1 protein-coding gene and 1 pseudogene are annotated in these 2,627 nt (G+C 34.9%); both read left to right on the top strand.

Features of this window, described 5'->3' with window-relative positions:
* Positions 1 to 125: 125 nt before the first annotated feature.
* A complete protein-coding gene (mutL, locus tag OZD63_RS05590) occupies positions 126 to 1,922 on the top strand; it encodes a DNA mismatch repair endonuclease MutL (protein ID WP_275008335.1) in 1,797 nt (598 codons plus the stop codon).
* A gap of 68 nt (positions 1,923 to 1,990) precedes the next feature.
* A pseudogene (locus tag OZD63_RS05585) lies at positions 1,991 to 2,224 on the top strand (helix-turn-helix domain-containing protein); the annotation flags it as partial.
* Positions 2,225 to 2,627 lie beyond the last annotated feature (403 nt).

The following is a 2,627-nucleotide window of genomic DNA, read 5'->3' as shown; positions in this document are numbered from 1 at the left end:
CAGCTTGCAAATGATTGTCCTTTCCTTCATTTCTCTCCTATTACGAAGATTTTAAACAGGTTCTAATAGAGATTGATTTTTATTAACATTCAAGCTATATCTTCATCAGGCTGAGAATTGGAAATATGGCAATAATTCTTTTAGACACAAAAACTATAAATCGTATAGCAGCGGGAGAGGTAATAGAAAGGCCAGCGAGTGTAGTAAAGGAATTAGTAGAAAATGCAATAGATGCTGGAAGTTCAGAGATAGAGATCAAAATAGAAAGTGGTGGACGTAACCTTATAACTGTGACAGATGATGGAAATGGAATAGAAAAGGAAGATTTGGAACTTGCGTTTATGCGCCACGCTACTTCAAAATTAAGCGATAGTGAGTTAATAGAAATCAAGCACCTTGGGTTTAGGGGAGAAGCTTTACCTTCAATTGCAGCAGTAAGCAGAATGAAATTATCATCCAAGGCAAGTGGAGCAAAGGAAGCATGGTCTATAAGATATGAGGGAGGAGAAAAAATAAGAGAGATTACCCCTTGTTCTTTGTTGCAAGGTACATATATTGAAGTTCGTGACTTATTTTTTGCTACACCAAATAGACTAAAGTTTCTAAAAACCGAAAGGGCAGAAACACAAAGTATTGTTGATATTGTGAATAACTTAGCGATGATTAATTATAGTATTGGGTTTACTCTCACTTCCGGTAATAAAAAGCTCTTAAAATATGTTAAACAAACTTCATTATTTAACAGATTATGTGAAGTAGAAGAATTTCAGAGCAATTCGTTGGAAGTTAAAGAGGAAGAAGACGGCATCAAACTTACGGGACACATCTGTAAACCAACTATCAATCGTGGCAATTCAACTCAGATCTATACGTTTGTTAATGGCAGGCCAATAAAAGAAAATTTACTTATAGGTGCAGTTCGATATGCATATCAAGATTTTATTCCAAGTGGTAGGCATCCTTTTGCAGTGCTGCACTTAGAGATACCATATGATCAAGTAGATGTAAATGTGCATCCAAATAAATCAGAAGTAAGATTTCAGAATAAAAGGTTAATATATGAAATAGTGAGAAGAGGGATAATAAAAGCATTATCAATGAGAATAGGCACGTTCGCAGCAAGTGATCAAAGTATTGAAGAGTTTGATGCTAGTAAAAGTCAAGAGGAGGTTAATAGTAAGGAGAAAAAAAATCAAAAAGAGTTTTATGAGAAGAGACCAAGTCTTTTAGAAAATCGTCTAATGAAAGAATTCAATGCACCAGGTGAAAGAAGGCAAAGCTTACCAGAAACGTTTAAATATGGAGAATCTCCAACCCAAAAGGGAACGATGGTTTTAGAAAGGAAGCAAATTGATTTAATAGAGGATTATCCTCTGGGATATGCACGCTGTCAGGTCTACAATACTTACATTGTTGCTGAGACTGGAGATAGGCTGATTATAGTAGATCAACATGCAGCCTATGAGAGGTTGATCTACGAGTGCTTAAAGCAAAAATCAAGCATAAAAAGACAAAAACTTCTCCTTCCTGAAATAGTTGAGATTAAAAGCCAAGCAGGGACGGAGATGGTTGAAACTTATAAAGATAAGCTTTTTGAAATGGGTTTTGGTATTGAAATAGAATCAGAAGATAAAATAATGGTGAAAGAAATACCTTCAATCTTGGGAACAATAGATATAAAAGAGATGCTAGTTGATATAGTAGATAAGTTAACGGAAATGGAAGATACGTTGCCAATAGAGGATAAGATGAATAAAATATCAGCCACAATCGCTTGCCATGGAGCAGGAAGAAAAATGAAATTGGGGGAGATGAATGAGATACTAAGACAAATTGAGAAAACTCCATATTCTGGTCATGAAAGACCAACTTATATAGAAATGAAACTAAGTGATATAGAAAAATTGTTTGAAGGGAGATGAGTTCAGTTTGTCAAAAAGGTTGCCAATTAAGTATACGCAACAGCTCTTCTGATTATGGAGTATAAAATGTGAAAAAAGAGAATAATTACTCTAATTTTTTATATTATAAAGTAGTAGGACAGAAAGTAAGAAGTTGTAGGATAGCAAAGGGGTATACTCAAAAAGATTTAGCAAAAAAAATCGGAACAACATATCAGGTAATACTGCAATATGAAAAAGGAACACGAAAAATTTCGATTGAAAAATTGTACGCTATAGCAAAGGTGTTATCGGTTGATATTATAGACCTAATTCCTGTATCAAATTGTGTAGGGCTAAACTTTAACCATAATGCTCAACGTCTGCAGCTTGATACAGAACACTTTCTAGAGCAAGAACCTTCTTTGGTAAGAAGATTACTTAATCCTACTGAGGGAGAAGTTGCAAGAGATGTAGAAAATTATTTATTATATCCAGCCTCTTGCACACGTGCGGTACCTGGTTCTAATCCATTTTCCTACACATCTAGGTTTGCGTTTGCAAATATTGCATTTGAAAAAGGTACTGCTCGGATAGGGGGAAATTTGGTAAGAGTAACAAAATACCTATTCAATTACCATAATGACGATAGAATGTTATATCCAGTAAGACAAGGGGCCTCAGAACCTGTTTAAAATCTTCGTAATAGGAGAGAAATGAAGGAAAGGACAATCATTTGCAAGCTGG

Source organism: Wolbachia endosymbiont of Drosophila leontia, assembly GCF_028981785.1.
In the GTDB taxonomy this organism is placed as follows: Bacteria; Pseudomonadota; Alphaproteobacteria; order Rickettsiales; family Anaplasmataceae; genus Wolbachia; species Wolbachia pipientis.
Note: the sequence above shows the minus strand (reverse complement) of the source record. Positions and strands in the feature narration are given on the sequence as shown.

Coding starts and splice junctions, on each gene's coding strand:
- mutL (WP_275008335.1), top strand. CDS start 126: ATGGCAATAATTCTTTTAGACACAAAAACTATAAATCGTATAGCAGCG.